This window comes from Pseudophaeobacter sp. C1-32P7 (assembly GCF_041008775.1).
Lineage (GTDB): Bacteria > Pseudomonadota > Alphaproteobacteria > Rhodobacterales > Rhodobacteraceae > Phycobacter > Phycobacter gallaeciensis_A.
This window is the reverse complement of the sequence record NZ_JAXGFR010000006.1, coordinates 108,822-135,171: the sequence shown is the minus strand read 5'-3', so window position 1 is coordinate 135,171 and position 26,350 is coordinate 108,822. Positions and strand designations below refer to the sequence as shown.

General features: G+C 61.0%; 28 protein-coding genes. 13 read left to right on the top strand and 15 right to left on the bottom strand.

The window, feature by feature from the left end; genetic code table 11:
- Positions 1–146 precede the first annotated feature (146 nt).
- The 3 genes from groL to SM763_RS10590 all read right to left on the bottom strand — a co-directional run bounded on the left by groL (position 147) and on the right by SM763_RS10590 (position 3,033).
- Positions 147–1,796 carry a chaperonin GroEL gene (groL, locus tag SM763_RS10600; protein ID WP_065272892.1) on the bottom strand — a complete coding sequence of 550 codons (1,650 nt, stop codon included), beginning with the start codon at positions 1,794–1,796 and terminating at the stop codon, positions 147–149.
- 66 nt (positions 1,797–1,862) lie between these two features.
- Positions 1,863–2,150: a co-chaperone GroES gene (locus SM763_RS10595; protein WP_065272891.1), complete on the bottom strand. Its 288-nt coding sequence runs from the start codon at positions 2,148–2,150 to the stop codon at positions 1,863–1,865.
- A gap of 217 nt (positions 2,151–2,367) precedes the next feature.
- Complete coding sequence (locus SM763_RS10590) at positions 2,368–3,033, bottom strand: DUF2161 domain-containing phosphodiesterase (protein ID WP_368998498.1); 666 nt, start codon at positions 3,031–3,033, stop codon at positions 2,368–2,370.
- A 125-nt stretch (positions 3,034–3,158) separates the two neighbouring features.
- Between SM763_RS10590 and SM763_RS10585 the strand changes: the two genes are divergently transcribed.
- Both SM763_RS10585 and SM763_RS10580 read left to right on the top strand, forming a co-directional pair.
- Positions 3,159–4,142, top strand: coding sequence for a TraB/GumN family protein (locus SM763_RS10585; RefSeq protein ID WP_368998497.1), 984 nt, complete (start codon positions 3,159–3,161; stop codon positions 4,140–4,142).
- A 182-nt stretch (positions 4,143–4,324) separates the two neighbouring features.
- Positions 4,325–5,245, top strand: coding sequence for a manganese-dependent inorganic pyrophosphatase (locus SM763_RS10580; RefSeq protein WP_368998496.1), 921 nt, complete (start codon positions 4,325–4,327; stop codon positions 5,243–5,245).
- 50 nt (positions 5,246–5,295) lie between these two features.
- Here the strand turns inward: SM763_RS10580 and SM763_RS10575 are convergent, their stop codons facing one another.
- On the bottom strand, positions 5,296–5,700 hold the full coding sequence (locus tag SM763_RS10575) for a GFA family protein (RefSeq protein WP_368998495.1): 405 nt from the start codon (positions 5,698–5,700) through the stop codon (positions 5,296–5,298).
- Positions 5,701–5,792: 92 nt separating this feature from the next.
- Between SM763_RS10575 and SM763_RS10570 the strand changes: the two genes are divergently transcribed.
- Positions 5,793–6,731, top strand: a complete 939-nt coding sequence (locus SM763_RS10570; RefSeq protein WP_368998494.1) for a GlxA family transcriptional regulator — start codon at positions 5,793–5,795, stop codon at positions 6,729–6,731.
- A gap of 52 nt (positions 6,732–6,783) precedes the next feature.
- Here the strand turns inward: SM763_RS10570 and SM763_RS10565 are convergent, their stop codons facing one another.
- Positions 6,784–7,230 (bottom strand): hypothetical protein, encoded by a 447-nt coding sequence (locus SM763_RS10565; RefSeq protein WP_274830152.1) that lies wholly within the window; start codon positions 7,228–7,230, stop codon positions 6,784–6,786.
- Between the two features lie 246 nt (positions 7,231–7,476).
- Here SM763_RS10565 and SM763_RS10560 point away from each other — a divergent pair, with 246 nt between their 5' ends.
- From SM763_RS10560 to SM763_RS10540, 5 genes are all read left to right on the top strand, one after another.
- Positions 7,477–8,352: a TIGR01459 family HAD-type hydrolase gene (locus SM763_RS10560; protein ID WP_274830153.1), complete on the top strand. Its 876-nt coding sequence runs from the start codon at positions 7,477–7,479 to the stop codon at positions 8,350–8,352.
- 116 nt (positions 8,353–8,468) lie between these two features.
- Entirely contained in the window at positions 8,469–8,912 is a 444-nt protein-coding gene (locus tag SM763_RS10555) for a MaoC family dehydratase (protein WP_065272884.1), read from the top strand.
- 75 nt (positions 8,913–8,987) lie between these two features.
- Entirely contained in the window at positions 8,988–9,920 is a 933-nt protein-coding gene (locus tag SM763_RS10550) for a bifunctional riboflavin kinase/FAD synthetase (RefSeq protein ID WP_347509782.1), read from the top strand.
- Positions 9,917–10,390, top strand: coding sequence for a YcgN family cysteine cluster protein (locus tag SM763_RS10545; RefSeq protein ID WP_274830156.1), 474 nt, complete (start codon positions 9,917–9,919; stop codon positions 10,388–10,390). Before SM763_RS10550 ends, SM763_RS10545 begins: the two co-directional genes overlap by 4 nt.
- Positions 10,390–11,421: a threonine aldolase family protein gene (locus SM763_RS10540; protein ID WP_368998493.1), complete on the top strand. Its 1,032-nt coding sequence runs from the start codon at positions 10,390–10,392 to the stop codon at positions 11,419–11,421. Before SM763_RS10545 ends, SM763_RS10540 begins: the two co-directional genes overlap by 1 nt.
- 13 nt (positions 11,422–11,434) lie before the next feature.
- Here the strand turns inward: SM763_RS10540 and SM763_RS10535 are convergent, their stop codons facing one another.
- Positions 11,435–12,280, bottom strand: coding sequence for a LysR family transcriptional regulator (locus tag SM763_RS10535; RefSeq protein WP_274844677.1), 846 nt, complete (start codon positions 12,278–12,280; stop codon positions 11,435–11,437).
- A 104-nt stretch (positions 12,281–12,384) separates the two neighbouring features.
- Here SM763_RS10535 and SM763_RS10530 point away from each other — a divergent pair, with 104 nt between their 5' ends.
- Positions 12,385–12,810 carry a hypothetical protein gene (locus SM763_RS10530; RefSeq protein ID WP_368998492.1) on the top strand — a complete coding sequence of 142 codons (426 nt, stop codon included), beginning with the start codon at positions 12,385–12,387 and terminating at the stop codon, positions 12,808–12,810.
- 16 nt (positions 12,811–12,826) lie between these two features.
- On the opposite strand, the gene SM763_RS10525 is transcribed toward SM763_RS10530, so the two are convergent.
- Together SM763_RS10525 and SM763_RS10520 are read right to left on the bottom strand one after the other, a co-directional pair.
- Positions 12,827–13,672, bottom strand: a complete 846-nt coding sequence (locus tag SM763_RS10525; RefSeq protein ID WP_368998491.1) for an alpha/beta fold hydrolase — start codon at positions 13,670–13,672, stop codon at positions 12,827–12,829.
- Positions 13,673–13,679: 7 nt separating this feature from the next.
- Positions 13,680–14,273, bottom strand: a complete 594-nt coding sequence (locus SM763_RS10520) for a 2-hydroxychromene-2-carboxylate isomerase (protein ID WP_368998490.1) — start codon at positions 14,271–14,273, stop codon at positions 13,680–13,682.
- A gap of 107 nt (positions 14,274–14,380) precedes the next feature.
- Here SM763_RS10520 and SM763_RS10515 point away from each other — a divergent pair, with 107 nt between their 5' ends.
- Complete coding sequence (locus SM763_RS10515; protein WP_368998489.1) at positions 14,381–15,400, top strand: ribose-phosphate pyrophosphokinase; 1,020 nt, start codon at positions 14,381–14,383, stop codon at positions 15,398–15,400.
- 124 nt (positions 15,401–15,524) lie between these two features.
- Here SM763_RS10515 and SM763_RS10510 read toward each other — a convergent pair whose 3' ends face one another.
- From SM763_RS10510 to SM763_RS10480, 7 genes are all read right to left on the bottom strand, one after another.
- Positions 15,525–15,875, bottom strand: a complete 351-nt coding sequence (locus SM763_RS10510; RefSeq protein WP_368998488.1) for an H-type lectin domain-containing protein — start codon at positions 15,873–15,875, stop codon at positions 15,525–15,527.
- 136 nt (positions 15,876–16,011) lie between these two features.
- Positions 16,012–16,425: a F0F1 ATP synthase subunit epsilon gene (locus SM763_RS10505; protein WP_065272874.1), complete on the bottom strand. Its 414-nt coding sequence runs from the start codon at positions 16,423–16,425 to the stop codon at positions 16,012–16,014.
- An 11-nt stretch (positions 16,426–16,436) separates the two neighbouring features.
- Positions 16,437–17,861, bottom strand: a complete 1,425-nt coding sequence (atpD, locus tag SM763_RS10500; protein WP_274830162.1) for a F0F1 ATP synthase subunit beta — start codon at positions 17,859–17,861, stop codon at positions 16,437–16,439.
- 21 nt (positions 17,862–17,882) lie between these two features.
- Positions 17,883–18,758, bottom strand: coding sequence for a F0F1 ATP synthase subunit gamma (locus tag SM763_RS10495; protein ID WP_065272872.1), 876 nt, complete (start codon positions 18,756–18,758; stop codon positions 17,883–17,885).
- A 12-nt stretch (positions 18,759–18,770) separates the two neighbouring features.
- Positions 18,771–20,312: a F0F1 ATP synthase subunit alpha gene (gene atpA, locus SM763_RS10490; RefSeq protein ID WP_065272871.1), complete on the bottom strand. Its 1,542-nt coding sequence runs from the start codon at positions 20,310–20,312 to the stop codon at positions 18,771–18,773.
- Positions 20,313–20,873: a F0F1 ATP synthase subunit delta gene (locus SM763_RS10485; protein ID WP_065273759.1), complete on the bottom strand. Its 561-nt coding sequence runs from the start codon at positions 20,871–20,873 to the stop codon at positions 20,313–20,315.
- Positions 20,874–21,284: 411 nt separating this feature from the next.
- A complete protein-coding gene (locus tag SM763_RS10480; RefSeq protein WP_065272870.1) occupies positions 21,285–22,031 on the bottom strand; it encodes a methyltransferase domain-containing protein in 747 nt (248 codons plus the stop codon).
- A 55-nt stretch (positions 22,032–22,086) separates the two neighbouring features.
- On the opposite strand from SM763_RS10480, the gene gloB reads away from it, so the two are divergent.
- From gloB to SM763_RS10465, 3 genes are all read left to right on the top strand, one after another.
- Positions 22,087–22,860, top strand: coding sequence for a hydroxyacylglutathione hydrolase (gloB, locus tag SM763_RS10475; RefSeq protein ID WP_274868577.1), 774 nt, complete (start codon positions 22,087–22,089; stop codon positions 22,858–22,860).
- A 181-nt stretch (positions 22,861–23,041) separates the two neighbouring features.
- Positions 23,042–25,366 carry an ATP-dependent Clp protease ATP-binding subunit ClpA gene (gene clpA / locus SM763_RS10470; protein WP_368998487.1) on the top strand — a complete coding sequence of 775 codons (2,325 nt, stop codon included), beginning with the start codon at positions 23,042–23,044 and terminating at the stop codon, positions 25,364–25,366.
- A complete protein-coding gene (locus SM763_RS10465) occupies positions 25,366–26,337 on the top strand; it encodes a M23 family metallopeptidase (protein WP_368998486.1) in 972 nt (323 codons plus the stop codon). The genes clpA and SM763_RS10465 overlap by 1 nt, the downstream gene beginning before the upstream one ends.
- Positions 26,338–26,350: the final 13 nt, after the last annotated feature.

Sequence of the window (26,350 nt, the reverse complement as noted above, 5' to 3'; positions counted from 1 at the left end):
CGGGACAACTTCGAAGAAAATCAAAATATTTCGGTATTGGCGCAGGTCTGGAGCGAAAAACAGGCAAGGAGGCACGCGCTCTCCCAAAATAAGAAAAAGGGGCCGCCCGAAGGCGACCCCCAAATCATCCGGTTGGATGGCGTGACTTACATCATGCCGCCCATGCCGCCCATGCCGCCCATGTCGGGCATGCCGCCACCAGCTGCGCCATCTTTCGACGGCTTGTCAGCAACCATGGCTTCGGTGGTGATCAGCAGGCCTGCGATCGAGGCTGCGTCTTCCAGCGCGGTACGGGTCACTTTGGCCGGGTCGATCACGCCGAAGGAGAACATGTCGCCATATTCTTCGGTCTGAGCGTTGAAGCCGAAGTTCTTGTCGGAGCTTTCGCGGACCTTACCGGCCACAACCGCACCGTCGACACCTGCGTTCTCGGCGATCTGGCGCAGCGGCGCTTCGATAGCCTTGCGCACGATGACGATACCGGCGTTCTGGTCGGAGTTTGCACCTTCCAGACCTTCCAGCGCCTTGCCGGCCTGAACCAGAGCAACACCGCCACCGACGATCACGCCTTCCTGCACGGCTGCGCGGGTCGCGTTCAGAGCATCATCCACACGGTCTTTGCGCTCTTTCACTTCGACTTCGGTCATGCCGCCGACGCGGATCACAGCAACACCGCCTGCCAGTTTGGCAACGCGCTCTTGCAGCTTCTCACGGTCATAGTCCGAGGTGGTTTCTTCGATTTGGGTGCGGATCTGAGCAACGCGTGCTTCGATCTCGGCCTTCTCGCCTGCACCGTCAACGATGGTGGTCTCGTCTTTGGTGATCTCGACTTTCTTGGCGGTGCCCAGCATGTCCATGGTTACGGACTCAAGCTTCATGCCCAGATCTTCGGAGATGACCTGACCACCGGTCAGGATCGCGATGTCCTGCAGCATGGCCTTGCGGCGATCACCGAAGCCCGGTGCCTTGACGGCTGCGATTTTCAGGCCGCCGCGCAGTTTGTTGACAACCAGAGTTGCCAGCGCTTCGCCTTCGACGTCTTCCGCGATGATCAGCAGCGGTTTCTGCGATTGGATGACCTGCTCCAGCAGCGGAACCATCGGCTGCAGGGAGGAGAGTTTCTTCTCGTGCAGCAGGATCATGCAGTCGTCGAGATCTGCGATCATCTTGTCCGGGTTGGTGACAAAGTAGGGCGACAGGTAGCCACGGTCGAACTGCATGCCTTCGACCACGTCGGTCTCGGTTTCCATGCCTTTGTTTTCTTCGACGGTGATGACGCCTTCGTTGCCGACTTTCTGCATCGCGTCTGCGATCTGCTGGCCGATTTCGGCTTCGCCGTTCGCGGAGATGGTGCCAACCTGAGCGACTTCAGCGGAGTCGTTCACCGGGCGAGCCATTTCTTTGATGCCTTCAACGACTTTGGCGGTTGCCATGTCGATGCCGCGCTTCAGGTCCATCGGGTTCAGACCAGCAGCAACCTGCTTCAGGCCTTCGCGCACGATCGCCTGGGCCAGGACGGTTGCGGTGGTGGTGCCGTCACCGGCTTCGTCGTTGGTGCGGGAAGCAACTTCCTTCACCATCTGGGCGCCCATGTTTTCGAACTTGTCTTCCAGTTCGATTTCCTTGGCAACCGAAACACCGTCTTTGGTGATGCGCGGTGCGCCAAAGGATTTGTCCAGAACCACGTTGCGGCCTTTGGGGCCCAGGGTCACTTTGACAGCATCAGCGAGAACGTTCACGCCGTTCAGCATCTTGTTGCGGGCATCGGTGTCGAATTTGACGTCCTTAGCAGCCATATCTGTTTCTCCTCGAGAAAATCTGTAGTTGTCAGCGATAAAGGGGGATCAGAGAAGCCGGTGGGCTTACTCGATGATGCCCATGATGTCGCTTTCTTTCATCATCAGCAGCTCTTCGCCGTCGACGGTAACTTCTGTGCCGGACCACTTGCCGAACAGGATGTTGTCGCCGGCTTTGACGGCCATTGCGATCAGCTCACCGCTGTCTTTGCGGGCGCCTTCGCCGGTGGCGACAACAACGCCTTCGGAGGGCTTTTCCTTGGCGCTATCGGGGATGATCAGCCCGCCAGCGGTTTTCTCTTCGCTTTCGGTGCGGCGCACCAGCACACGGTCATGAAGCGGTTTCAATGCCATCTTTGCAGCTCCTTAATAGGCTCAAAGGTTGTTGTATCTGGTCTGCCCCTGCTCCCCGCAGAGGCGTTATCACTCACACCGGGTGAGTGCTAACGGAGCAATAGCTAGGCAGCGGCCTGCGCCGAGTCAACAGGTTTGATGCAAGAAAATTGACCCATCCCGCACGGAAAATCATACTGCCGCAACGCAGCAATCTGAAGCAGTTCTGCGGACCTGTTCAAGAAAGGCTGTGATCCCAGTCCGCTAACCCGCTGCGCCCCTGTTCGCTAAGCTCGTAGATGCCCTTCTCGACCTTGGTGAACCAGCCATAATGATTGTCCCGCATCAGCGTCGTGGCGCGTCCGATGCCGGTTGCCCGCGCCACCTCGGCGCCCTTGCAGGCACCATTCTCAGCCAGATGCGCGGCACAGATCAGGGCATCCTGACGATAGGCCGTGACGATTCCATGGCGGGTGGCGCCGCCTGCGTTCGGATCCCCGCGCAGCCGATCGAACTCCCGCAGCAGGCGCTGTTTGCGGACCTTGGATTTGCGCGGCGCATAGGGAGCGGGATCGCATTGCACCTCGGCGCGGCCATCGGCCAGCACCGTGATCAACCCAAGGCCAAGACGCCGACATAAGGACAGGTTGTCCTTCAGCGTCCGCCGCGCCTGTTTACCCTTTGGTTTTGGCACCGCGATATAGACCAGATCTGTCACGGCCTGCCGGGACACGGCCTGATGGAACAGCGACAGGGAAAACCGCAGCTTCAGCTCGACGATCACCGGTTCCTCATCCCCACGCCGCGCCACCACATCGGCGGCACCGACCTCTCCCTTCACTTCATAACCCTGCCGTTCCAGCAGCGCCTTGATGGGGGGATATAGCTGTTCTTCTCGCTCCATGGCGCCAGCATAACCAGCCCTGACGGCAAGAAAAACCGCCTATGGCGGCCTATGACGGACCGTGATCCGCTTGTCTCTGTCAAACCGCGCCCATAGCATGACCTCCATAGACAAAAGGACATACCATGCGCGCCTTCCTCCTCCTATTCCTCTGCCTTCTGCCCAGCGGGGTACTTGCGGCCTGCGGTGGCAGCGACCTGCGCCAGACGCTCAGCCCGGAAGACCGCGCACGCATCACAGCCAGCATCGCTGATATCCCGTTCAAGGAAGGCAATCACTGGATCGCCACCAAGGGCACGCGCCGGGTGCATGTGCTCGGCACGCTGCACACCAATGATCCCCGCATGGAGAAAATCACCGAAGGCCTTGCTTCGCTGATCACCGGAGCCGATGCGCTGCTGATCGAAGCAACCGAGGCCGATCAGGCCGCCATGCAAAGACAGATGGGGAAGACACCATCGCTTTACCTGATCACCGAAGGTCCGTCCCTGATCGACCGGATGGGAGAGGAGGACTGGGCGCGCGTGGCCGAGCGCAGTGCAGCGCGCGGCATCCCGGCCTGGATGGCCGCCAAGATGCGCCCCTGGTTTCTGTCCGTCTCCCTGTCACTGCCGCCCTGCCTCAAGCAGGCGGAGCAGGCCAAAAACGGTATGGACCGGCGGCTTGAGGCTTTGGCGCAAGAGAGCGGGGTAACAACGATGTCCCTGGAGGATCCCCTGACAGTGATCGAAAGCCTGAATGCAGCGCCGCTGGACGAACAGGTCCGGCAGATGCATGCCACCCTGTCGATGACAGGCGATGGCGACGCGGATGAATTTCACACCATGGTCGAAAGTTATTTTCGCGAAGAGGTACGCTATTACCTTGCTATGGCCAAGCAGCGTTTTAAAGCCGACACCAACCTGCCCGCCGCTGAGGCCGAGGCTCTCTGGGCCGAGGCGATGCATCTCCTGATCCGCGAGCGCAACCACAACTGGATCCCGGTGATCGAGGCTGCCGATGGCGACCGCATCGTCGTTGCCGTCGGGGCGCTGCATCTTCCGGGACCGGATGGCGTGCTGAAACTGCTGGCCAAACAGGGGTATCATCTGCAACGCGCCGCATTCTGACACCTGACTGTCGTACCGTGCATTCAGGTGATACGGGTTCCTGTGCGACCTTTCGCCCAAAACCGTGTCCCCGGCGCCTCCTGCATGGCCGCCCCGCAACAGCTGCAACGCTGGCGGGGTGACAAACCTCCCTGCCCTGTTATAAGGCGCGCAAAATCGCCCGCTATGTATAGGACTGCATCATGACCACGCTTGTTTTCGGCCACAAGTCTCCCGACACCGATTCCACCGGCTCCCCCATCGTCTGGGCCTGGTACCTGAACGAGATCAAAGGCATCGACGCCGCGCCCAAACTGCTGGGTGAACCCAACACCGAAGCCGCCTTCATGCTGCAGCGCTGGGGCCTCGAGAAGCCCGAGATCATCGCGGACGTGGCCGACGATCAGGCCGTTGTCATCGTGGACACCAACAACCCGGCCGAACTGCCCGCCAACATCAACGGCGCCGACGTTCAGGCCATCATCGATCACCACAAACTGGTTGGCGGTCTGGAAACCAAAGGCCCGATCGACATCACCATCCGTCCGCTGGCCTGCACCGCAACAATCATGCACGACCTGATCGGCGATGACATGGCGAAGATGCCCGACGCCATCAAAGGCGCCGCGCTGACCTGCATCCTGTCCGACACGCTGGAGTTCCGCTCGCCCACCACCACCGATCACGACCGCGCCGTCGCCGACAAACTGGCCGCTGATCTGGGCATCAACATCGCCGACTACGCAGCCGAGATGTTCGCCGCGAAATCCGATGTGTCCTCCTTCTCCGATGCTGAGCTGATCCGCATGGACTCCAAGGAATACGAAGTCGACGGCACCAAGTTCCGCGTCTCGGTTCTGGAAACCACCGCGCCGGGCGTCGTTCTGGACCGCAAGGCCAGCCTGATGGACAGCATGACCACCGTCGCCAGCGAAGACGCCGTGGATCAGGTGCTGCTGTTCGTTGTCGACATCCTGAACGAAGAAGCCACCCTGCTGGTGCCGAACGATCTGGTCAAAACCGTCGCCAAGAAAAGCTTTGACGCCGATGCGACAGGCGACACCGTCGTTCTGCCCGGCGTGATGAGCCGCAAGAAGCAGATCATCCCGAACCTCAAGGTCTGAGTTCGAGCACATTTTCTTATGAAAAGGCGCCCCTTGGGGCGCCTTTTTTCTTAACTCGGCAATCCATCGAAACAATGCACACCGTCGGGAACGTGGTGGAATGCCTGTTTTTCGGCCAGGTACAGCGCTACTTTCGGGCCGCCGAACCGGGCCGGATCGTCAAGCGTTCCGATTTTCACAATCACCGCCTCCAGACCGTCGCGGTGGTTGGCCACATGCGTGCCGCAGCTTTCGCAGAAATCGCGCGTCACCATCGCATCGGCTGCATCACGCCGGAACTGTCTCGGGGTCCCTTGGATGTAACTGAACCCCTGTTTCGGCATCACCATGAACAAATTCGGCGCGCCGCCCGAATGGTGCTGACAAGACCGGCAGTGACATTGCCCCTTCATCAACGGCCTGCCTTCTACCTGGTAGCGTAGCGCACCGCAGAAACACCCACCTTCCATTTTCATCACGTCTCTCCTTCTGGCTTTGCCACAAGATGGACAGGGGCACGTCGGCATCATAGTGTCGCATTTGACATCTTTCAGGCCAAAATGGACAAATGCCCACTATCGACACCATCATCCTTTGCCCCGAACCCTGCCAGCGCTCCAGTCTCGCGATCTCGGGCGACATGCTGGAGGCGGCCAACCGGGTTGCCCATATGAACGGAAAGCCCCCCTATTTCACGGTCAGGCAACTCACTCCGAGTCAGGCACTTGCACCGGATGCTTCGGCGCAGCTTGTGATTCTGCCAGGGATGGGTCTTGCGACCGAACGCGAGGTGCGTGAGACGACACAAACCGTCCAGTTCGCCACGCTAACTGACGCTCTGGTCAAACTGGCCGCGCCCGGAACGATCATCGCCGGGTCCTGTTCGGGCTGTTTTGCTTTGGGGCAGGCAGGGTTGCTGGACGGTCGGGTGGCCACGACAACATGGTGGCTGGCCCCTTTGCTGAAGACCATGTACCCAAGGGTCCGATTGAACAGCCGTGACATTGTAGTGGAGGATGGCCCACTGGTCACCGCCGGGGCTGCATTCTCACACATCGACCTGTTGTTGCACCTGATCGAACGCTTTGCCGGTTTCGCCGTTGCCGAAGACTGTCGTCGTTTCATGATGGCTGATAGCCGCCCCAGCCAGTTGCCTTATCTTTCGGTTGCCACTTTGCTGTCCGCAGCTCCCGATCTGCAGCAGGCCGAACTCTTCTTACGTCGCAACATCAGGCGACAGGTGAGCATTGCCGAACTGGCGGCGGCCTGCGGCATGTCTCCGCGCACCTTTTCCCGGCACCTGCAACGCGTTACCGCGATGACCCCGACGGCTTTTGTTCAGACCCTAAGGGTCACGGAAGCAATCCGTTTGCTCCGAACCCGGGGCCTGACCGCCGATGAGATCGCAGCTCGTGTGGGTTATGCTGATGCAACCGCGCTACGCCGCGCAATGCGGAAAAGAACCGGTCGGACCCTCGACAGTTTTCGGGAGGAACAATACCCGTAACCACGGCGCGGTAGATTGACCAGCGGCGCCCGGCGCCACTGGTCCAATAGATTCAGCCGCGACCACCGCCATGACCACCACCGTGTCCGCCACCATTGCCAGCGCCACCGCCATTTCCTCCGCCACCATTTCCGGCTCCCCCGCCGCCATTTCCGGCGCCACCTTGACCACCACCGCCGTTGCCGCCGCCATGGCCACCGCCGCCATTTCCGGCACCGCCCGCATCGGCGCTTTGACCGCCACCGCTACCCTGGCCAGTGTCACTGCCCGCGGTGCCCAGCTTGCCATGCGCGCTCCGGGTCATGACGCCGTTCATCTCATCCTCGCCCGGGGTGTCTTCGGAAACCGCCTGATTTTCATCGTGATACTGGGACAGGACCTCGTCATCCTCTTCCGCCCAAGGGTTTGCATGCGATGCGAGCACCGGATGGGCCGATGCCACAAGGACGGCCACGGCCATTGCCGGTGCAAGTCGTTGAGTGAAGGTTTTGTATGTCATTGCTATGCCTTTTTAGATCACTTGTCGTGTTCGCACGCACACACATTGTGTTTTTAGAATGTTTAATAAACCCCTACCCACCCACATCTTGCTCCGCCTAGGCGAAGACTCGCCACCAGGTCCTGTCTTGCGCCGAAACACGCCGCACCGGGCACGGGGAATTCAAGCTGGCGCGGGGATGGGAACTCGGGCATATCTGGCGCCGTATTGCCGCGCCCGCAGGTTCACAGAGGAAAGGACCCGATCATGACCCGCATCATCGAAACGCTTGCCGAGGTTTCCGATCCCTACCGGGCGCTGTTCGTGGACCTTTGGGGCTGTGTGCACAACGGCATCACCGCCTACCCCGAGGCGGTTTCCGCCCTTCAGGCCTACCGCCAGCGTGGCGGCATCGTGGTACTGCTCACCAACTCTCCGAAACCGCGGGCCGGTGTGGCTGAGCAGCTGGCGCAATTCGGCGTGCCACAGGACGCCTATGACACCATCGCGACCTCCGGCGACTCCGCGCGGGCCGCGATGTTCACCGGGGCCGTGGGAGAGAAGGTCTATTTCATGGGGGAATGGCAGCGTGATGCGGGGTTCTTTGAACCTCTTCATGTGATCGACGCACCTGTCGAAATCACGCGCGTCCCGCTGCAAGAGGCAACCGGCATCGTCTGCTGTGGCCCCTTTGATCCGATGGCAGATCCCGACGTGAACCGGGCTGATTTTCTCTATGCCAAGCAGAAGGGCATGAAACTCCTCTGCGCCAACCCGGATATCGTGGTGGACCGGGGAGAGACCCGTGAATGGTGCGCCGGGGCGCTGGCGCGGCTTTACACGGAAATGGGCGGGGAAAGCCTGTACTTCGGCAAACCGCATCCGCCGATCTATGACCTGGCCCGCCGCCGCCTGGCAGAGCTGGGACAGGACATTGCCGATGGCGATATTCTGGCTATCGGCGACGGCCCACACACCGATGTTTCGGGTGCCATGGGGGAAGGAATTGATTCCCTCTTCATCTCGGGCGGGCTTGCGGCATCGGAAACCAAAACGTCGCACCAACCGGAACCAGAGGCACTAACCGCATACCTGACAAAGGAAAACAGCGCACCGACCTTTACCATCGGCCGCCTGCGGTAGACCAGAAAAGCCTTGATTTTCTGCAACTGCAAAGTAATAAAGTTGCAGAACAGGGCGCCCCATGCGTCCAAAAATTTCAAAGGCATCTACCCGAGCCAGTCAACCCGGAGGGGCGCATGTTGGATAACCTGCCACGCGGAACCATCTGCATCGAAGACATTGAAATGGGCATGGTCCGCTACCTGCGGAAGGTGGTGACGGATGAGGACATCCAGAAATTCGCCGATGTCTCGACCGACCATAACCCGGTCCATATGGATGACGATTATGCCCGAGACACCATCTTTGAAGGCCGTATTGCCCATGGGATGCTGACCGCCGGTCTGATTTCCGCCGTCATCGGGGAGCAGCTGCCCGGCCATGGCACCATCTACATGAGCCAATCACTCAAATTCCTCGCACCTGTGCGCCCCGGCGACATGGTGCTGGCCGAGGTCGAAGTGACCGACATCCAGATCGACAAACGCCGGGTCAAACTCGATTGCCGCTGCATGGTCGATGGCAAGAAGGTTCTGGTCGGCGAAGCCATGGTGATGGCGCCCTCGCGCAAGTTCGACTGACCAGGCGCGGCCCTGTCCGTAACGGCAGCACATCGCGCGCTTGCAAGCCCCGCCACAGGGCGCTAGGCAGGCGCCATGCGCATCATCCGTGACTATCAGTTTGTAGAAGAGCGGGATCGCGGCGCCTCTGCCGCGATCGGGAATTTCGACGGCGTTCACCGCGGTCACCGCTCGGTCATCGATCTGGCCCGCAAGGCGGCGCCGGAGGCCCCTCTGGGCGTGGTCACATTTGAACCGCATCCGCGCGAATTCTTTGCCCCCGCCGCGCCGCCCTTTCGCCTGATGTCCGCCGCCGCGCGCGCATCGCGGCTGGAAAAACTCGGCGTGGACAAGCTCTATCAGCTGAATTTCAACGCCGCCCTGTCCGGGCTGACCCCGGAAGATTTTGCCAGCAAGGTACTGGCCGAAGGTCTGGGTCTGAAACACGTGGTGGTGGGCGCCGATTTCTGTTTCGGCAAGGGGCGCGCCGGCACCGCCGAGGATCTGATCCGCTTTGGGCAGGATCTGGGCTTTGGCGTCACCATCGCGCCGCTGATGGAGTACTCCGAACATACCGTCTCCTCGACCGCGATCCGCCAGGCGCTGAGCGATGGCCGCCCTCGCGACGCCGCGGCGATGCTGGGGCACTGGCACCGCATCGAAGGCACCGTAATCGGCGGCGAACAACGCGGCCGTGACCTGGGATTCCCCACTGCAAACATGTCCATCGATGGGCTGCACCCGCCCGCATTCGGCGTCTATGCGGTGCTGGTCGATGTGCTGGATGGCCCGCACAAGGGCAGCTACCACGGCGCCGCTTCGGTCGGGGTGCGCCCGATGTTCGATGGCGATCATCCCAATATCGAAACCTTCCTGTTCGACTTCACCGGTGATCTTTATGGAGCGACCTTGTCGGTCGGTCTGGTGGAGTACCTGCGCCCCGAAATGACCTTTGACGGGCTGGAGGGGCTGATCGCGCAGATGGACGCCGATTGCGCCAAGGCCCGCGACATACTGGCAAACGCATGAAACGATCTGGTATTGAACGCTCCGGCCTGACCCCGCGCTTTTGGGAGAAAAAGCCGCTCGACAAGCTGTCTCAGAAGGAGTGGGAGGCGCTCTGCGATGGTTGCGGCAAATGCTGTCTCAACAAGCTGGAAGACGAGGACACCGGTGAAGTCGCCCTCACCCGCGTGGCCTGCCGCCTGCTGGACGATCAGACCTGCCGCTGCGCCCATTACGAGAACCGCCACCAGTTCATTCCCGAATGTATCGTGCTGAAGCCGGACAATCTGGACACCCACGCCTATTGGATGCCGCAGACCTGCGCCTATCGCCTGTTGTGGGAGGGCAAACCGCTGCCCGCATGGCACCCGCTGGAAACCGGCAGCCCGCACAGCGTGCATGAGGCAGGCGTATCCGTACAGGGCATGACCGTTTCCGAATTCGACACCCCCGAAGAAGACTGGGAAGACCATATCATCGAGGAGCCCATCTGATGTTTTTCGCCTCTGACAATTCCGGCCCTGTGCACCCCGAGGTTCTGGAGGCGTTGACAGAGGCAAACATGGGCTATGCCATGGGCTATGGCGCCGATGCTCAGATGGAGGCGGTGCGCCACCGCCTGCGCGATATCTTCGAAGCTCCCGAGGCAGCGATCTATCTTGTCGCCACCGGCACCGCTGCCAACTCCCTTGCACTGGCAACGCTGTCGCAGCCCTTTCAGACGATCTTTTGCAGCCCCGTGGCCCATATCCACGAAGATGAATGCAACGCCCCGGAATTCTATACCGGTGGCGCCAAGCTGACGCTGGTGCCGGGCGGCGACAAGATGAGTGCCGAGGCCCTGCGCCAGAGCATCGCGGGTGAGGAAGTGCGGGGCGTGCACGGACCGCAACGCGGCCCGGTCTCCATCACCCAAGTCACCGAACGCGGATCTGTCTATACCACCGATGAACTCTCCGCCCTCAGCGCCGTGGCCAAGGACTATGACCTGCCGGTGCATCTGGATGGCGCGCGTTTCACCAACGCGCTGGTGTCGCTGAAATGCTCGCCTGCGGACATGACCTGGAAAGCGGGGATCGATGTGGTGTCCTTTGGCGGTACCAAGAACGGGCTGATGGGCGTCGAAGCGGTGATTTTCTTTAATCCCAAACACGCCTGGGAATTCGAATTGCGCCGCAAACGCGGAGCGCATCTGTTCTCCAAACACCGCTATCTGTCGGCGCAGATGCTGGCTTATCTGCGCGATGATCTCTGGCTGTCCAGCGCGCAGGCTGCCAATGATTCCTGCGCCTTCCTGGCCGACGGGTTGCAGGCCGCAGGTGCCACGCTGGAGATGCCGCAGGCCAATATGGTCTTTGCCGCCCTGCCCCGCGCCACTCACCAGCGGTTGCTGGATGCAGGCGCGGTCTATCACCTGTGGGATGGCCCGCTGGATGGTCCCGGGGATGAAATGGTAACCGCACGCTTCGTCTGCGACTGGTCGATCAGTCGGGACGAGATTACCGCCTTTCTAAACCTTCTGTAATCTGACCTGCGCCTCAGGCGCCCTGCCCTGTCAGCGCCGAGGCCAGCCGATCTGCCGCTCCAGCGGCAAAGCTGGTCCGTCTATGAGCAATCCCCATCCGGCGGCGCACATCCTTGGCGTCGCGCAGCGGGCGCACCACGATCCGCTGCGAAGCACGGCCATGGGACATCGGCACCAGCGCCACACCCAGCCCGGCAGCGACCAGATCCAGCAGTTGGGCATCGTGCATGGCCTTGGCCGCAACAGGCAGAGCCTTTTCCGGGCCAGGATCCTGCAGAACCCCGCCGAACAGATCTGCCGAGGGGCAATAGGGACGCGCAATCATGGACACCTCAGCCAGATCCGCGAGGCTCAGTTCGGCCTCCCGGCTCAGCGCGTGCCCGACAGGCAGGGCTACGCCATAGCCTTCTTCCCACAAAGATCGGAACGGCATGCCCTGCGGCGCGCAGTCTTCGGCGCAAAGCACCACATCGGCAAGTGCCGCATCGTCAGTGAACTGCAGCACCGCGCCCTCCGCATCCCGGGTGATTGCCCGTAGCCCCTGTTCAAAGGGCGAAGTCAGCACATCCGCAAAGCAATAGAGACGCAGCACGGGCCGCACCCGTCGGGCCAGCCGATCCTCCATCTGGTTGAGGCTGTTCAGCACCACCCCCGCCATCTGGTATAGCTCACGCCCCAGATCCGTCGGCACCAGCCCCGCAGCACCCCTGTGAAACAACGGCCCCCCGTAATGCGCCTCCAGCCGGGCAATGGCGGCAGAGACCGACGGCTGGCGCACCTCGTTCAGCCGCGCCGCCGCGCTGAAGGTTCCGGTTTCATAAGCGGAGCGAAAATACCTGAGTGGCGCAAGATCATTCATAGGCACCAGCTATACCATGGATAGTCGATCCAGCAATTACCTATAGGCCTACGGTCTGCCAGAAAGACCCCACTCTTTTCATCAGCAAGAAAGTGGAGCTTACCATGAACATCCAGACGGGCACCCCTACATCAAATGATCAATCTCAGGGCCCTGTGATTGATCAGGTCCTGCGCCTGTTCGAGGCTGCAGATCCTGCAATCCTCGGACTTCTGGCCGAGGACATTGATTTCCGTATCGATCACTACAAGGATGAGGCCGACACCAGTTGGCAGCAGGCAAATGGCGTGAGTGAGCTTGGCGGCCTGCTGGCCCGGCTCGGGACCGAGGTCTTCCCCAAGGGCACGCGCATTCTTGACCTCTCCACCACGCAGCTCGGCAATGGCTGGGCGATGACGCGTTTTGAGCAGGAGTTCTTCTACGGCGTGCGGGACGGTATGGTGCGCAGCCTCACCTATATCACCTCTCACGAGGAGGCCGGGAAGCTCGATTTCTTCAGAGAGACCGTCACCACAATCACCACATTGTGATAGAAACCGGGAGGTCCTAACGGCCTTCCGGCGCCGTTTCGCGGTCTGCATCGCTCCAAAAGGCACGAATCGCGGCTGCGGTTTCGGCAGGATGGGTGATCGACACCATATGCCCGGCGTCCGCGATCACCCCAGATCGGGCGTTGGGCAGACGGCGCAGCAGACCGTCGTTGACCACGCCGATGATAGGGTTGGTTTCACTGCCGCGCAGCAGCAGGATCGGCAGATCGAGCGCCTCAAGAACGCCCGGCGCCAGAACCCCCGGCCGGTCCTGATAGACCGCCGCGTCACAGGCCGGAACGATATGGATGGCCCGCGTCATCGCTGCGCGGGTGGTCTCGGGCAGATCCGGCCAGCGCGGCGCGCCAGAGCTCCAGCTGCGGTTGAACAGCCGTGCCGCCAGCGCCTCGTCCCCGGCCTCGTAGGCTTCAAGGAAGGGCCTGTTTTCTGCCTGAACCCGCGCGCTCATCTCCGGATCATCCTCCAGCGCGACCCGGAACAGAACCGGTTCAATCAGGGTCAGGCTGCGCACCTGATCCGGGCGGGCCATGGCCATGCGCAGCGCCACTGTGGCGCCAAAGGAATGGCCGATCAGATCGATCGGCTCATCCATCGGCATTAACGACAAGCCTGCCGCCGTGTTGCGGTCCTGATAATCGCCCTGCCGGTCCCAGTCCGGACTGCGACCATGGGACAGCATGTCAAAGGCCGTGATGGTCACGGCCCCTTCCATTGCCTCGCACAGCCCCCGCCAGGTCCCGGAATGCGCCAGCGAGCAGTGCACCGCCAGCATCTGGCGGGCCCCCTCCCCGAAACTGCGGGAGAATACCGGTTGTGGCAGGTCGTGCGGCAGATCTTTCATCCAGGGCTTACTCCGACAGGTGCCGGTCCAGATCATCCAGCCGGTCCTGGCCCCAGAACTTGGCGCCATCACCGGTGACATAGAAGGGTGCGCCAAAAACACCAGCGGAAACCGCGTCTTCAAGGTTCTGACCGTACGTCTCAGCGCCCGCCAGAAGGCCACTGTCTGCCAAAGAGGCATCAAACCCCGCCGCCGTCAGGCACTCGCGGATCACGGCATCCTCGGCGATGTCCTTTTCCTCGGCCCAGCAGGCGCGCAGAATGCTCTGCACCAGGGCGCCCAGATCGCCGCCACCTGCGTTCTGCGCTGCGATGATCGCATAGGAGGACGGCGCTGCGTTGGTAGGCCAATGCGCGGGCTTCAGGTTGATCGGCAGGTCCAGCTTCTTGGCCTGACGCTCCATCTCGATCAGGCGGTATTCCTGGCGGGCCGGATGACGGTCCTTCGGAGCGGTGCCGCCGGTGCGCGTGAAAAGCGCCTGAATATCGAACGGTTTGTACGTAATTTGTGCATCATGCGTGGCGGCAAGCTGCTCGAGCCTGTTTCCCGCAAGATATGTGTAAGGGGACAGGTTCGAGAAATAGAAATCAATTGTTGCCATGTCGCTTTTCTCCGGCTTTGAACTAGGCTGGAACCTAGGCGCATGCTAAGCGGGGTTCAATATCACGAATCTGACACATTGCCGTTGCTGCCCGGGGATATCAGCCAATGCCGACCATGAACGAACCCAAGCTTATCGCTGGGAACGCCAACCTCCCGCTCGCCAATTCCATTGCCCGCCGCATGAGCATGCACCGTGGCGTCGATCAGGGACTGGTGGATGCCCGTGTCGAGCGGTTCAACGACGGAGAGATCTTCGTAGAAGTCTACGAGAACGTCCGTGGCGAGGATATGTTCATCATTCAGCCGACCTCGAACCCGGCCAATGACAACCTGATGGAGCTGCTGATCATCTCGGATGCGCTGCGCCGTTCTTCGGCCCGCCGCACCACCGCTGTGATCCCCTACTTCGGCTATGCCCGACAGGACCGCCGCACCAAGGCCCGCACGCCGATCTCGGCCAAACTGGTGGCCAATATGCTGACCGGCGCCGGGATCGAGCGGATCCTGACCATGGACCTGCACGCGGCCCAGATTCAGGGCTTCTTCGACATTCCAGTCGACAACCTTTACGCCTCGCCCATCTTTGCGCTGGATGTGAAGCACCAGTTCAAGGACAACATGGCCGATCTGATGGTCGTTTCGCCCGACGTAGGCGGTGTGGCCCGCGCCCGCGAGCTGGCGAAACGCATCAACGCCCCCCTGTCGATCGTCGACAAACGCCGTGAAAAGCCCGGTGAAGTGGCCGAGATGACCGTGATCGGGGATGTGACAGACAAGATCTGCCTGATCGTCGACGACATGTGCGACACCGCCGGCACGCTCTGCAAGGCGGCGCAGGTGCTGCTCGACAACGGTGCACGGGAGGTACACGCCTATATCACCCACGGCGTCATGAGCGGCCCGGCAGTGGAACGCGTCACCAACTCGGTAATGAAATCGCTGGTTCTGACAGACACCATCCAGCCGACCGAAGCGGTTTCGGCCGCGCCGAACATCCGTACCCTGCCGACCGCGCCCCTGTTCACGCAGGCGATCCTCAACATCTGGCACGGCACCTCGGTCTCCTCCCTGTTCGAGGACAAGACCCTGATCCCGATCTACGAGTCGCTTTACAGCCACGTCTGACGGCCTGCGCGCCCCGCTGGGTGCAGCGACCGGAAGTCCGAAATAACACCGGCCCCGCGCGAGATCTTCGCCGGGGCCGTTTGATTACCGGGATGTGCTCAGCAGAGCTGCGCTCAGAGGCCGGTCAGTCCACCACCCAGTCATCCTCGAACGGCATATCGCCAATGGCCATCCAAGCTGCCCGTACCCGCGCCACGCGGCTGTCGGCCCAGGTACGAAACACCACATCAAACCCGGCGGCGGTTATGTTCTCGGCAACCAGTTCGGCCCGCACAGCAGCCGAGGTATCCATGTCCCACATCGACATCGACACCTGCACCGCGGGCGGGCGGGCAAAGGCTTCGGAAAACCGTACGGTCTTGCGCCGCTCCCGGGCGCCCTCCCCTGTCCACATGCTGCCGCCGCTGTCGAACTCGGAAAACACCACAAGATCGCCCTGATCAATCCCGGTGCGCGGGTTTCGCAGTCTTTTCATGAATTTCCAATCCTCCGCTCGCGGGCAGCCTGACGCACCCACAACCCTGAAGCGTCATAAAACCATCTGAGCACACAAAAGAAAACCGGCCCCATAAGGGCCGGTTTACAAAGTCTTTCTCGCTTGGCGCGGAACCTTAGAGGCTCATGTGAGTGCCAAGGGCCTCCATGTCCGCCAGAAGTTTCGCGGCTTCCTCGACGATGTCGTGGGGCTGCTCTTCTTCCTTAGCGGTCTTGTAGGTCTCACGTGCGTCCTCGATCAGCTCATCCAGGTGCGCACGGGTCATTTCATCCATCGGGATTGCCTTTTCGGCCAGAACCGAGAGCGCCTCGGAACCGATTTCGGCAAACCCACCGGTGACCACATACTCCGAAGTGCCTTGGGGGCTTTCGACCCGCAGGACACCCGGGCGCAGCGTGGTGATGGTCGGCGCATGCATCGGCATAGCCGTCATGTCGCCTTCCGCGCCGGGGATCTGAACCGCGCTCACCTGAAGCGAAGCAAGGCTCCGCTCCGGGCTCACGAGGTCGAATTGCATGGTATCAGCCATCAGGGCCCTCCTTAGGCCGCCTCAGCAGCCATTTTCTCGGCTTTTGCCTTCACCTCTTCGATGCCGCCAACCATGTAGAAGGCGCCTTCGGGCAGGTGGTCGTATTCGCCGGCCACAACTGCCTTGAACGAGGCAATGGTGTCTTCCAGCGGAACCTGCACACCATCAGAACCGGTGAACACTTTCGCAACGTCGAACGGCTGGGACAGGAAGCGCTGGATCTTACGGGCACGGGCCACGGTCAGCTTGTCTTCCTCGGACAGTTCGTCCATACCAAGGATCGCGATGATGTCCTGCAGCGACTTGTAGCGCTGGAGGATCTGCTGAACGTCGGAAGCCACTGCGTAGTGCTCTTCGCCAACGATCTGCGGGTCCATCAGGCGCGACGAGGAGTCGAGCGGGTCCACAGCCGGGTAGATGCCCAGCTCAGAGATGGCACGGTTAAGAACCGTGGTCGCATCGAGGTGAGCAAAGGTGGTTGCCGGTGCGGGGTCGGTAAGGTCATCCGCGGGAACGTAAACAGCCTGGATCGAGGTGATCGAGCCGTTCTTGGTGGAGGTAATACGCTCCTGCATCGCACCCATGTCGGTCGCCAGCGTCGGCTGGTAGCCCACAGCGGAGGGGATACGGCCAAGCAGAGCCGAAACCTCGGAACCGGCTTGGGTAAAGCGGAAGATGTTGTCCACGAAGAACAGAACGTCGGTACCGGACTGGTCACGGAACTGTTCCGCCAGGGTCAGACCGGTCAGCGCAACACGCGCACGGGCTCCCGGAGGTTCGTTCATCTGACCGTAAACCAGCGCAACCTGCGATTCCGACAGGTTGTCGGGCTTAATCACGTTGGATTCGATCATCTCGTGGTAAAGGTCGTTACCTTCACGGGTCCGCTCACCAACACCGGCGAACACGGAGAAGCCCGAGTGCACTTTTGCGATGTTGTTGATCAGTTCCATGATGAGAACGGTCTTGCCCACGCCGGCACCGCCGAAGAGGCCGATCTTACCACCCTTGGAGTAAGGCGCCAGAAGGTCGATGACCTTGATGCCTGTCACCAGGATTTCCGACTCGGTCGACTGTTCGTTGAACTCAGGCGCCGCCGCGTGGATCGGACGGGTTTCTTCGGCTTTCACCGGGCCCTTTTCGTCAACGGGCTCGCCGACGACGTTCAGAATACGGCCCAGGGTCGCGTTACCAACGGGGATCGAGATCGGCGCGCCGGTGTCGGTGACTTCCTGACCGCGAACCAGACCTTCGGTTGCGTCCATTGCGATGGTACGGACGGTGTTTTCGCCCAGGTGCTGCGCAACTTCCAGAACCAGATTCTTACCGTTGTTGTCGGTGTTGAGGGCGTTCAGGATCGCGGGCAGGTCATCGTCGAACTGGACGTCGACAACGGCGCCGATGATCTGAACCACCTTGCCTTTTGCATTTGCCATTTGTTGGTCTCCGGTTGTCTCTTAGAGCGCCTCGGCGCCCGAAATAATTTCAATCAGCTCGTTGGTGATCACGGCCTGGCGGGAACGGTTAAACTCGATGGTCAGCTGGTCGATCATATCGCCCGCGTTGCGTGTCGCATTGTCCATCGCGCTCATCCGGGCACCCTGTTCGGATGCGCCATTTTCCAGCAGCGCCGAAAAGATCTGGGTGGATACGCCACGGGGCAGCAAGTCGGCGAGAATCGCCTCTTCGCTGGGTTCGTAGTCATATACCGCCGAGGCTTCTTCGGCTTCGCCGCCCTCGTAAGAGGCCGGAATGATCTGCTGTGCCGTCGGCACCTGTGTCACGACGTTGACGAACTCCGAGTAGAAGATCGTCGCGACGTCGAACTCACCAGCGTCAAAGCGGGTCAGGATGTCCTTTGCGATGCCCTGCGCATCGGCATAGCCAAGACGCTTGACTTCGCTCAGGTCAACGTGACCGACAAAATCGGCTTCAAAATCACGACGCAGCGCGTCGCGGCCTTTTTTGCCAACGGTCAGGATCTTGACCGTCTTGCCTGCCGCTTTCAGCTCAGCTGCCTTCTGACGGGCCAGCTTGGCGATGTTGGCGTTAAAGCCACCACACAGACCACGCTCGGCTGTCAACACGACAAGCAGCTGCACCTGATCGCTTCCGGTGCCACGAAGCAGCTTGGGCGCTGCTTCGCTGTCGCCGACCGAGGCTGCCAGAGATGCCATAACGGCGTTGAACCGCTTGGCATAGGGACGGCTGTCTTCGGCAGCTTCCTGGGCGCGGCGAAGTTTCGCCGCGGCCACCATTTGCATGGCTTTTGTGATCTTACGAGTGCTTTTGACACTCGCGATCCTGTTTTTCAGGTCCTTGAGATTTGGCACTGCCTTATCTCCTTACGCGAAGTCGGCAGCGAATTCGTCGAGTACCGCCTTCATTTTTTCGACCGGCTCACCCTTTTTGAATTTGGGGTCTTCGTCGGTGATCCACTGCAGGAAGTCAGCCTTCTTGCCGCGCAGGAAGCTCAGCAGTTCGGCTTCGTACCGGCCAACGTCCTTGACGTCGACGTTGTCGAGGTAACCGTTGGTGCCAGCAAAGATGATGCAGACGATTTCCGAGTTGGTCAGCGGCGAGTACTGCGGCTGCTTCATCAGCTCGGTCAGGCGCGCACCACGGGCCAGCAGCTGCTGGGTTGCAGCGTCGAGGTCGGAACCGAACTGCGCAAAGGCCGCCATTTCGCGGTACTGAGCCAGCGACAGTTTAACCGGACCGGCAACCGAGGACATCGCGTCGGTCTGAGCCGAGGAGCCCACACGCGAAACCGACAGACCGGTGTTCACAGCAGGACGGATGCCCTGGTAGAACAGTTCGGTTTCCAGGAAGATCTGACCGTCGGTGATCGAGATCACGTTGGTCGGAATAAACGCGGACACGTCGCCGCCCTGGGTTTCGATGACGGGCAGAGCGGTCAGCGAACCGGAGCCGAAGTCTTCGTTCAGCTTCGCGGAACGTTCCAGCAGACGGGAGTGCAGGTAGAAAACGTCACCCGGGTAAGCTTCACGTCCCGGCGGACGACGCAGCAGCAGGGACATCTGACGATAAGCAACCGCTTGCTTGGACAGGTCATCATAGATGATCAGGCCGTGCTTGCCGTTGTCGCGGAAGTATTCTGCCATCGCGGTTGCGGCATAGGGTGCCAGGAACTGCAGCGGCGCCGGGTCGGATGCGGTTGCGGCAACCACGATCGAGTATTCCATCGCGCCGCTTTCTTCCAGCTTCTTCACCAGCTGGGCAACGGTGGAACGCTTCTGACCAACAGCAACGTAGACGCAGTACAGTTTCTTGGACTCGTCGTCGCCTGCGGCGTCGTTGTAGACTTTCTGGTTCAGAACCGCGTCGAGAGCAACGGCGGTCTTGCCTGTCTGACGGTCACCAATGATCAGCTCACGCTGGCCACGGCCGATCGGGATCATCGCGTCAACCGATTTCAGGCCGGTTGCCATCGGCTCGTGAACCGATTTACGCGGGATGATGCCCGGTGCCTTGGAGTCGGCAATGCCCCGCTCTTTGGCGTTGATGGGGCCCTTGCCGTCCAGCGGGTTGCCCAGACCATCAACAACACGGCCCAGCAGTTCGGGACCAACGGGAACGTCCACGATCGAGTTGGTGCGCTTGACGGTGTCACCTTCTTTAATGTCGCGGTCCGAACCGAAGATCACGATACCGACGTTGTCGGCTTCGAGGTTCAGCGCCATGCCCATGATGCCGCCCGGGAACTCGACCATTTCGCCGGCCTGGACATTGTCGAGGCCGTACACACGGGCGATACCGTCACCGACGCTCAGCACGCGGCCGATTTCGGCCACCTCTGCTTCTTGACCAAAATTCTTGATTTGGTCTTTCAGGATCGCAGAAATCTCTGCTGCTTGGATACCCATTTATCCGACCTCTTTCATTGCATTCTGTAGGGAGTTGAGCTTGGAGCGGATCGAGCTATCGATCATCTTCGAACCCACTTTAACGACAAGACCGCCAATGATGCTCTCATCGACGGTTGCATTGATGGTAACCTTCTTGCCCACGCGCTCGGCCAGCGTCTTGGCCAGCTTTTCGCTTTGGGTCTTGGTCAGCGCCTTGGCCGAGGTGACCTCTGCGGTCACTTCGCCACGTGCTTCAGCCAGGCTGGCGCGCAGGGAGTCGATCAGAGCCGGCACCACGAACAGGCGGCGTTTCGCAGCCATCAGCGACAGGGTGTTGCGCAAGGTGGGGTCCAGCCCCATCTTGGTGCTGACCGCATCGATTGCGGCGGCCTGCTCTTCGCGCGTCACCAGAGGCGAGCTGATCAGGTTTTGAAGGTCTTCGCTGTCAGCCAGGGCAGCTGCCAGGTCATTGATGCTGGTCTCAAGGCTGTCGAGCGCCTTGTTCTCGTCAGCGATCTCAAAGACCGCTGTGGCATAGCGCGCGGCGATGCCTGCAGAAATCGAAGCTGGTTCGGACACGTCCACCCTTCCGATATTATTTTGGCCCCGGTCTGCATACCTGCGTCAGGCAGCACCCGGGGGTGTGAGTCAGCCCACCAGCGTGGCAGGCCATCGAAATCAGCGTGGATGTAGCAGAGCGTTCCCAACCTATCAACTGCCTATAACGGTAACGGCAAAATGACCGAGTTAAGTGTTTTCAATGCCTTAGCGGAACTGCGGCCCTTTGCCCCCGCAACAGGCTACAAAAAATGAACAAGTTCTTCATCGAATTGCGATTCCTGAGGGTCAAAAAACGGCATTTGTTCCCCCTTCGTGCAGTCTTGCCGCAGAATGAGCAAGCCACGCGCCCGGCAGGGCACCTGCGGGAATCACCGTTAGCATTGCGCCCTGTGCATGGCTGCGGCCATCGGCACGGGGACATGGCGCGGGTCAGGCAGGTTCTGCCACAGGGTTCGACAGCCCCTCAAGCACCCGGATCGGGTTGCTGCGTTTGACGCGGGTCATCAGCCCCTTTTGCTGATGGGTCTGCTTGCTGACCTCGACCAGGATGACGCCCCCGGCCAGCACCGCAGGCAGGCGCCGCCCCATTTTCTCCAGCAGCGCGCCGGATTTCAGCCAAAACCGCCGGGAACTCGGCAGCCGGTAGAGGGCCGCGGTATGCTGCTCGATGGTGAACTGATGCAGCCGCAGCTGGTTTTCGAGCTGGGTCAGCGTGTAGGGGCGGCCATAGCCAAAGGGCGTTTTATCCGACCGCGCCCAGAACCCGGCCCTGTTCGGGACGATGAAAATCGCCCGCCCGCCGGGGCCAAGCGCGCGCCAGGCTTCCTCCAGCAGATCGGACGGCCGCTCCGAGGTCTCCAGCCCGTGCAGCATAACCAACCGGTCGACGCGCCCGGTTTCGATAGGCCAGCTGACCTCTTCGCACAGGACCGACACATTCGGCATGCCCGCCGGCCATTGCATCACCCCCTGCGGCCCCGGCATCATCGCCATCACCCGCCGCGCATCCGCCAGATAGGGACGCAGCAGCGGCGCGGCAAAGCCAAAGCCCACAACAGTCTGCCCCGTCGCATCGGGCCACATCTGCAACAGGCGCGCCCGGATTGCCGCCTGCGCGGCCCGGCCAAGGGTACTGCGGTAGTAGAAGTTCCTCAGATCCTGAACATCAAGATGCATTGCGGGCGCCTGCTGCTTGGGTCACTCTGAGGGCAGTCTAACAATGAAAAAGCGAATGACCATGCCCCTTGAGATCGTCACCGTTCCCTGCCTCTCTGACAACTACGCCTTCCTGCTGCATGACGCCGCATCGGGGCGCACCGCGCTGGTTGACGCTCCGGATCCTGCCGCCATCACCGCGGCTCTTAAAAAGCGCGGATGGGGGCTGGACGAGATCCTGCTGACCCATCACCACTGGGACCATATCGACGGCACCAAGGATCTGTGCAGCACCTATGGCGCCTCGGTGACTGGCGCGGCCGCAGATGCGCACCGGCTGCCAGATCTGGATCGCGCTGTACAGGATGGTGAAAGCTTCGATTTGTTCGGTCACGAGGTTCAGGTGCTGGATGTTTCCGGTCACACCGTTGGCCACATCGCGTTTTACATTCCCGGCAGCAACGCCGTCTTTACCGCTGACAGCCTGATGGCGCTTGGCTGTGGCCGCCTCTTCGAAGGCACGCCCGAGCAGATGTGGAACAGCCTGTCGCGCCTTGCCGCCCTGCCTCCCGAAACCGTGGTTTATTCCGGCCATGAATACACTCAGGCCAATGCCGCCTTTGCCATTACGATCGACCCGGACAACGACGCCCTCAAGACCCGCATCGCGCAGATCGACACCGCCCGCGCGGCGGGCGAGCCAACCGTGCCCTCCACGCTGCAACTGGAATTGGACACAAATCCCTTCCTGCGTGCCCATCTTTCCAGCGTTAAGGAATCGATGGCCATGCAGAACGCTGAAGACGTTGATGTCTTTACAGAAATCCGGCGCAGAAAGGACAATTTCTGACCTCTGGCGTGTATCATTTCCGGCTTAGCAACAAGAAATGTGACCGAAAAATAAAAGAAAGCGCTTGAAGCCGGCGGTCTATCAACCAAACTCTAATACTATGAGGCCATGGTTGAGAGTGGGGAAGGATGGTAAATACGCCGCCCCGCCCCCCCTCAACCCAAGACAGAGGAGCACGCCCGTGCCTTCATTCTCGAGCACATTGGAACAAGCCATTCACGCAGCGCTGGCGCTGGCGAATGAGCGGCGACACGAATTCGCAACGCTGGAGCACCTGCTGCTGGCGCTGCTGGACGAACCCGACGCAGCCCGCGTAATGCGCGCCTGCAGCGTCGATCTCGGCGAATTGCGAACGGCCCTGGTGGAATTCGTGGATGAGGATCTGTCGAACCTGGTTACCGATATTGACGGCTCCGAAGCGGTGCCCACCGCGGCATTCCAGCGGGTGATCCAGCGAGCTGCGATCCATGTCCAAAGCTCGGGCCGCACCGAAGTCACCGGCGCCAATGTGCTGGTTGCGATCTTTGCCGAGCGCGAAAGCGACGCGGCCTATTTCCTTCAGGATCAGGACATGACCCGCTATGACGCGGTGAACTTCATCGCCCATGGTGTTGCCAAGGATCCCGCATTTGGCGAACCGCGCCCGGTTTCCGGCGCTCACGAGGCTGAAGAAGAACCACAGCCGCAGGCCGCCGAGGGCGAAAATAAGGAAAGTGCGCTGGCCAAGTATTGCGTCGATCTCAACGCGAAATCTCGCGAAGGCGACATCGATCCGCTGATCGGCCGCAGCCACGAAGTGGAGCGCTGCATTCAGGTTCTGTGCCGCCGCCGAAAGAACAACCCGCTGCTGGTTGGTGATCCCGGCGTTGGCAAGACCGCCATCGCCGAAGGTCTGGCGCGCAAGATCGTGCAGGGTGAGGTGCCGGAGGTTCTCTCCGAGACCACCATCTATTCGCTCGACATGGGTGCCCTGCTGGCCGGCACCCGTTATCGCGGTGATTTCGAGGAACGCCTGAAAGCGGTTGTGACAGAACTCGAAGCGCACCCCGACGCTGTTCTCTTCATCGACGAGATCCACACGGTGATCGGCGCCGGTGCCACATCCGGTGGCGCAATGGATGCGTCGAACCTGCTGAAGCCCGCGCTTCAGGGCGGCAAGCTGCGCACCATGGGCTCCACCACCTACAAGGAGTTCCGTCAGCACTTTGAAAAAGACCGCGCCCTGTCGCGCCGGTTCCAGAAGATCGACGTGAACGAACCCACGGTCGAAGACGCCATCGAAATCCTGAAGGGCCTGAAACCCTATTTCGAGGAACACCACAGCGTCAAATTCACCACCGATGCGATCAAATCGGCGGTGGAGCTGTCGGCGCGTTACATCAACGACCGCAAACTGCCGGACAAGGCCATCGACGTGATCGATGAGGCCGGCGCCGCGCAGCATCTGGTGCCCGAAGACAAGCGTCGCAAGACCATCGGCGTCAAAGAGGTTGAAGCCGTCGTTGCCAAGATCGCCCGCATTCCGCCCAAGAGCGTGTCCAAGGACGATGCAGAGGTGCTCAAGGATCTGGAGAAATCGCTCAAACGCGTTGTTTTCGGTCAGGACGATGCCATCGACGCGCTGTCCAGCGCCATCAAACTGGCGCGCGCAGGCCTGCGGGAGCCGGAAAAGCCCATCGGCAACTACCTCTTTGCGGGCCCCACCGGTGTCGGCAAGACCGAGGTCGCCAAACAGTTGGCCGATACGCTGGGTGTCGAGCTGCTGCGGTTCGACATGTCGGAATACATGGAGAAACACGCGGTCTCCCGCCTGATCGGCGCGCCTCCGGGCTATGTCGGCTTTGATCAGGGCGGTCTTCTGACCGATGGCGTCGATCAGCATCCGCATTGCGTGCTACTGCTGGACGAGATCGAAAAGGCGCACCCCGATGTCTTCAACATCCTGTTGCAGGTGATGGATAACGGGCAGCTCACCGATCACAACGGCCGCACCGTGAACTTCCGCAACGTGGTTCTGATCATGACCTCCAACGCCGGTGCCTCGGATATGGCGAAGGCCGCCATCGGCTTTGGTCGTGACCGCCGCGAGGGCGAAGACACCGCCGCCATCGAGCGGACCTTCACCCCGGAGTTCCGCAACCGGCTGGATGCGGTGATCTCCTTCGCGCCGCTGCCCAAAGAGGTCATTCTGCAGGTTGTCGAGAAATTCGTACTGCAGCTTGAGGCGCAGCTGATGGACCGCAACGTGTCGATCGAACTGACCCGCAAGGCTGCCGAATGGCTGGCCGAGAAGGGCTATGACGACAAGATGGGTGCGCGTCCTCTGGGCCGGGTCATTCAGGAGTACATCAAGAAACCGCTGGCCGAGGAACTGCTGTTCGGCAAGCTGACCAAGGGCGGTCTCGTCAAGGTTGGCATCAAGGACGGCAAGATCGACCTGCGCCTTGAAGGCCCCGGCAAGCCCCGGATTTCAGGTAACAAGCCGCCGCTACTGACCGCAGAATAATGTATCGCACGCTTTTCGCGCTGTTTTCATCGCTCGCCGCACCCGTTGCGGCGGGCGATTTCGCATTGGACTGGCCCATCGACTGCGTGCTGGGCGACAGCTGCCACATTCAGCAATACGTCGACCGGGATCCCGGCCCCGGGGCGCAGGATTTCACCTGCAACGGCCTGACTTATGACGGGCACAAGGGCACGGATATCGCCCTGCCCTACCTTTCGGACATGCAGACCGGCGTCACCGTGCGCGCGGCCGCAGACGGGATCGTTGCGGGGCTACGCAATGGCATGCCGGATCAATACGCCACCAAGGAAAACGCCGCCGAGATCAAAGGCCGGGAATGCGGCAATGGTCTGGTGCTGCGCCACGCGGGCGGCTGGGAAACCCAGTACTGCCACATGAAGAGTGGCTCGCTCCGCGTTGCCAAGGGCGACCGGGTGTCCGCCGGAACGGCCCTGGGCGAGGTTGGCCTCTCCGGCAAGACGCAATTCCCGCACCTGCATCTGTCGCTGCGCAAGGATGGCGCCGTTGTCGACCCCTTCCAGCCAGATAGCAGCGCCGCCTGCGGCACCGCATCCGGGGCCTCCCTGTGGGCACAGCCGGTTGCTTATGAGGCTGGTGGCTTCCTCGGTGCCGGGTTCAGCACCGGTGTTCCAGCCTATGACGCGATCAAATCCGGTACCACTGCGGCGAAGGGAGAGATGCTGGCAAATGATGCGCCTGCGATGGTGTTCTGGGCCTATGCCTTTGGTGGACGGGAGGGCGACACCCTTACCCTCACCATTGACGGGCCGGGCGGCAAAATGATCGATCAGAAGGCCACTCTGAAAAAGGATCAGGCGCAATTCTTCCGCGCTGCGGGCAAACGTCTGCGCCGGGCAGCCTGGCCTGCCGGGCTTTATACCGGGATTGCCCGGTTGATGCGCGACGGGGCAGAAGTGGACCGGATCATCCAGCCAATCCGGATCGACTGATCCACGTCCTTTC